The following is a 5,832-nucleotide window of genomic DNA, read 5'->3' as shown; positions in this document are numbered from 1 at the left end:
CTCTTCCACCGATTCCCAGAACACTCCCAAGCGCATTCTTCGCCAGCAATACGATAAACTTCAGCGTGAGTTTATCGCTCTTCGTTCTCAATTTGACGAAGCGGTCGAAATCTCCAGCCGGCTCACACAGCTTCACTCCGACAATTCAAAGCTCAGTTCCGAACTCCGCACCGTCAAATCTGAGAAAGAAGATTTGGAGCATCGACTCCGCATCGCTCTCCAAGCCGCCAACGATGCGTCCGATCGTCTTTCGGTCCAAACCCGGACGGCGTCTCAGCAAGTGTCCGCCGACCGTGCTAGTCTTGACCAGCGCCTCGCCACCATTGAAGCCTCATCCCGTCGCGAGCGCCAAAATCTCCAGGAGGCGATTGCCCAGCAAAAGGCCGACTACGATGCCTTGAAGGTCAACTACTCACTCCTTTCGAGCCGCCTGGATCACATCATTCAGGGCGCCCAGCGCTACACCGGCAAAAACCTCACAACGCCTGACGATCTAGTCAGCTACTTCAACCAGCCACCACCGGACACCCAGCCGGCCCAGTCCCAGCTCCCCAAACCAAACGGCGACGACGCTGACCTCATTCGTCATTTGAGAAGTCGTCTCAAAAAGTTGGCCTTAAAATTGAGAACCCAAATTGAGACGAACGATAGCCTTCAGAAACTCGTCGACAAAACCGAGCGCGACTTCCAGGCTGCAGACCTTTCCTATCAGCAGGAGATCTCCCGCCTGAACGATCAGCTCGCCCAACTGAGAGACGAAGGCGATTCTGCGGCAACCCAGTCCCAGACAACAATTAGCGGCCTTGAACGCAAAGTTCTGACTCTCAAATCCGAACTCGCCCGTGAAAAATCTGCCAAACCCGTCCCCCCAGCCCCTCAATTGCCTGCCCCGACCCCGGTTCTCAATACCCAGCGCGACAAAGAACTCGAGGCCGCGCGCGATCAACTTTTGAGTCGCGTATCGGAACTCACAGAACAACTCGCCCAATCCGATCGCAAGCAGAAAGAGCTCTGTGAAAAGTCCCGCCAATTGGGCCAGTCCGGCGAGCAAACCGCCCTCGAACTCGAAAAACAGAAGGAGGAAGTGAGGTCACTGAAAACACTTTACGCCGCCGCAACCGCGGAAATTGAAACCCTCAGGGCATCGCTCGTTTCGAAACCAGATCCGCCGCGCCAGGTGCCGCCCGTCATCCCGACGCTGCGGGCGCAGAATCTGCAGCTGCAGCACGAGTCGGACGCGCTCAAGAAGCAGCTCTCGCAGGCGCATGGCGAGATCGACAAGCGGCAGCGATCGATCGACGCGCAGGAGCAGCGGATCCGGGACTTGACGTCTGATCTTGAGCAGTCAGAATTGAGCGCGAAAACCGTCCTGGCGGATCTGCAGGACGCCCAAACGAAACTGTCTAAAGTTCCCAAAATCCCGCCTGAGTTACCGCCGGACGTGTTCACGTGCGCGGACTTTCCGGCCGCCCTGCGCGAGGCGCTCCACAAGATTGCCCACAATTCGTCGCTCCAGCACGAGTCCAAAATCAAGATTGCGTACAAGGCGATTGCCTCCTATTTCGAGGGCAAGCTCGCCGAGCCGCGCGCCGACGCCGGAGGCCATCTTCTCGTCCAGCGTCATCCGGGAGATGAGGTCGTCGAGGCGGGCGCCGGCCTCCACATCGGGGTCGTAGAAGTCATACACTTTGGTGAAGGGGAATGTCGGGGGCGGATCCGAGTCGGCCAGCGCCGGCGGCGGCGCCAAGGTGAACAGCGAAGCCGCAAGCACAAGTGCAAGGGCCAGGGTGAGGGACAGGAGCCGTCTGAGATGTCCGGTGTGAGTCATGGGGTGGCAACCTCCTCCTACAGTATCTGTGGTTCAAGTGTCGAAAACCTTGCCCGCCGCTGACCGGCGATTTATTTCGCCGGATGAAAAAATAAACGCCACGTGCCAATTCCCCTGGAATCTGCCTGAAAAAGAAACTGTCTGGATGATTGAAACAACAAAACCGGGATAACACTTTAATAATATTACAAAAAGGCACAAAAGTCAACAATCGCTTTGATACGGGACGAAAATGGAAGAATATAGGAAAACCTCTCCGCTGTTAGGCGGAGAGGTTTTCCTATTGTTCTGCGTTGTAAAATACTGGATATTTAAACAATTTGTGTTTGTGTGCCTTGTGCTTACGTAGTAGGCTCCGCGGTGGAATCGGATTCCGTGGAGGCAGGCTCCGTGGAGTCCGATTCCGTGGAAGCGGGCGCCGAGGCCGAAGCGATGTAGTCGATGACGCCGCAGATGATCTTTGCGGTTTCCTCGCGCGTCGCGTACGCCTGCGGGTCGAAGACGCCGCTGCTGCGCCCGGTGACGATGTTCAGTTGATTCAACGTCTTCACCGCGTCCAGCGCGTAGCTTGCGATCTGCGCCTCGTCCGGGAACGCGCTGCCGTCGGCGAGCTCCGGAAGCGTCACATCCAGCGCGACCAGCCCGCGGTAAACGATGGTGCACAGATCCTGACGGGTGATCGTGCGATTCGGGGCAAAGGCCGTCTCCGAGACGCCGAGCACGATCCCGTGCGATGAGGCGGTGTCGACGACGCTCTTGAACCAGTCGCCCGCAGTCACGTCCGCGAAGGACTTGGGCGCTTCGCCGGCCTCAAGTCCCAGGCCCAACACGATCATCTTGGTGAGCTCGGCGCGCGTCACGTTGCCCTTCGGGTCAATGGTGCCGTTCGAGCGGCCGGAGATGATCTCCGCCTCCACCAGCCGTTCCACAAATTCGGTAGCCCAGCCGGAGACTTGACCCGCGTCGGGGAAACTGGCCAGCGGTCCGCTGGGCGCATCGGGTGTGTCGGACGTGTCGTCCGGAGCGTCGGGCGTGCGGGGCGTACTTGGAGTCGTTGGTGGCTTGGTTGGGTCGTACGTAGAGGACGAAATCACGGTCCAATGTGCGTACAGTGCGAGATTTGAAGTTATTGGATTGTCAAAGTCCCACCTGCTGCCGCCGGTCGCCGTCGTGTACCAACCGCTGAACGTATAGCCCTGTCGGGCAGGCACGCCCGGATCGGCGACAGGAGCGCCATGCAGGATTTGTTGACTTTGAATCTGGTCGCCGCCGTCTGTCTCAAAAGTCACGGTGTATCGTGTCTCAGTCCATTGCGCATACAGGGTAAGGCTGCTGGTGATCGGAGTGGCGAAATTCCATTGGGTGCCGCTGGTCGCCGCCGTATACCAGCCGTTGAATGTGGCGTAGGCCCTGGTGGGTGCGGTTGGCTCGGTCGCAGAGCCGCCAGCCGGCGGAAAGACCTGCGGCGCCGGCTGGAGTTCGCCGCCCTGTGCGTCGAAAGATACAGTCTGCGTGTCCGCGGCGGCGAATTGGAAGCGGCTCAGCCGAAGCGTCACCGTGTCGGTCGGTGTGGCGGGAAGGACCTTCAGGTACAGATCTTTGACGCCAGTGGTCTTAGTAACGTAGGCGGTGAGGTTCTGGTAGTCCGCGTAGTTATCGCCGCCTGTCGGCGTGACGGCCAGCGTACCAATTTGGGTACCGCCGCCGGCCGTGTCGGCCGCGTCGATCCACAGTTCCACGGTGGCCGCCGCGACGGCGGCCAGCCGCAGCTGGAAGATGCCGGCGCCGGCGCCGAAATCGACGTTCTTGTAGGAAAGAACGGCCGGGGGCGTCGGATCCGTATCCGCCGGGGGCGGATACGTGGGCCGCGTCGCCGCGAAGGTCTGGTAGACGCCTATTTCGTTGCCGCCCGCCACATAGGCGCTGCCCGTGGTGTCGCTGCCGGCGCTCGCCGTGTCCCAATTCTCGGCCTCGATGATCTTAAAGGCGTCCTTCGGGCTCTGGTTTTGCAGCCGGATCACGCGCTCGGAGACGATGTCCGGGTTGCTCTTCAGCACGGCTCGGACCACGACGTCACCGTCGCCCTCGCCTGTGGCGGTCAGCAGACCCGCGGCGTCGATCGCCGCGAGCGTGGGGCCTGTGCCGGCACGGTTCGCCACCGACCAGGTTACCGCGTCGCCCGGCAGCGTGAGGTAGGAGTCGGTCGCCACGTACTTAGCGTCCGTCTCGTTGAACAGCTCTTTGAACATGATGACCTGCTGGAGCGTGCCCTGATAGCGGGAGATGCTGTCGCTTGCGCCCCAATAGGTGGAGAAGCTGAAGACGAAGTCCCCCCAGGCGAAACTCATCACGCTCGGCGAACGGATCAGCATGTAGTCCACCGTCCGCGTGATGGGGACAAACTCCGGCGGTCCAAAAGGATTGGCGTTGATGTCAAATGTCACCTTGTTGGCGTCAAGTTGATTCGTGATGAAAATATCCTTGGCGGCCGTCTGCGTGCCGGAGACAGCCGTCACACGTACCGTGCCGTTGCCGGCGGCTGTGAGCACACCGGTGGCGGGGTCGATCGTCGCGAGAGCGGTCGGCGTACCGCCCGTCGAAGCGACGGTCCAAGTCACGGGCTGCGTGGACGTGACCGGCGTGAGGTCGGCCCGCAACGCCAGGGCGCCGCCCTGCTCACGGATGGAATCCTGCGAGTAGACCTGAGAGATCGCGACGCCGGCCGTGTCGTTGTCGGTTGCCGCGCCGAACTTCAGCCACTCGAGGGCAGTGCCGCGCTTCTCCGCCACGACGTAGATGTCATAGGCGGTGTTGGCGCTGAGGTTTGCGGCGGAGACCGCCGCCGTCCGCAGTTCCGGACGCAAGTAGCGGCTCTGGGTCTCTTGCCCCGCCGGGGTGCCGGGGTAGACGCCCGCCGGGCCGATGCCCGCCTCGCCGTATGTGGAACCGGTCGGTCGGGTGTCCGTCAGCGCAAACGCGGCGACGGCGGTGGCGGTGTCAAACGCGGTGCCGGCGGGGACCGCGTACACCGTGAGCGCACCGGATTTCTCGGCGCCCGCGCGCACGGTCAGCACGGCGGGAACGCTCGCAAATGTGACGTCCTTGAAGGCGAGCCAAGTGCCGTCGCGGCGGAACTGGACGGCCGTGTTCGAGTCGTAGTCGACCGAGGAGCTGATGAACTCGACGGTGTCCACCACGCCCAATGTACCGCTGCCGGGGTTGTAGATCAGATAGTCGTCGAAGTTCTCGGCCAGCGTGAGCTCTGTCAGGTCGCGCGCCGGCGCCGCCGTGCCGCCGTTGGCCTCAGTGACGTTCAGCGTGGTGTTGTTGCCGGTGGCCGCGCTCACTGCGGAGCCACTGCCCGCCACGATGGTGTAACTGCCGAGCTCCACGATGAACTGGCCGCTCTCCACGTCCCACACGCCCATCTTGTCCTCAAGTTCCACGTCGAAGCTGAAGTCTCTCGTCTCATCCGGCTCGATGGCCGGGAGGCGGTCGTAGGCGATCAGGCGCTTGGCCGGCTGCTGGATCCGCGACGGGGTACCCGCGAAGGAACTGTACACCTGCACCACTTCGTCGCTGGTAACGCCGCCGGTGTTTGTCACCTTGCCGGAGACGGTGAACGTGCCGTCCGCGACGGCGGACACGGTCACGTCGGAATAGGCAAACGTCGTGTACGTGAGGCCGTAGCCGAACGCGAACAGCGGCGTTCCCTTGAAGTACTGATAGGTGCGCTCGCCCTTGATGATGTCGTAGGTGAGCAGGCCGGTGTTGACCGTGCCGTTCATATTGCTCAGGTTGTCGTTGTCCGCGGCGTCATAATCCGGGTACATGTAGGAGGCCGGGGGATGGTCCTCACTGGCGCCGATCATGTCCTCCGTGCTTTTGTACCAGGTGGAAGACAGCCGGCCGGCCGGCGCGTACGCCGGGATCGTGCGGCTCCCCTCGGGCAGGTAGCCGGGGTAGGCGGCGAAGTCGTGGTGATAGTCTAGCCCCTCGTTGGC

At 61.6% G+C, this 5,832-nt stretch carries 2 protein-coding genes; one reads left to right on the top strand and one right to left on the bottom strand.

Annotation, left to right across the window (positions count from 1 at the left end):
• Positions 1-1,891, top strand: a 1,891-nt coding sequence (locus tag LBK75_05265) for a hypothetical protein (GenBank protein MDR1157702.1), incomplete at its 5' end; no start/stop codon positions are given.
• A 278-nt stretch (positions 1,892-2,169) separates the two neighbouring features.
• On the opposite strand, the gene LBK75_05260 is transcribed toward LBK75_05265, so the two are convergent.
• Positions 2,170-5,832: InlB B-repeat-containing protein (locus tag LBK75_05260; GenBank protein MDR1157701.1), on the bottom strand; the 3,663-nt coding region annotated here is incomplete at its 5' end.

The sequence above is a fragment of the Oscillospiraceae bacterium genome (assembly GCA_031265355.1).
In the GTDB taxonomy this organism is placed as follows: Bacteria; Bacillota; Clostridia; order Oscillospirales; family UBA929; genus JAIRTA01.
The sequence above is the reverse complement of the archived record's forward strand: the minus strand, read 5'-3'. Positions and strand labels throughout refer to the sequence as shown.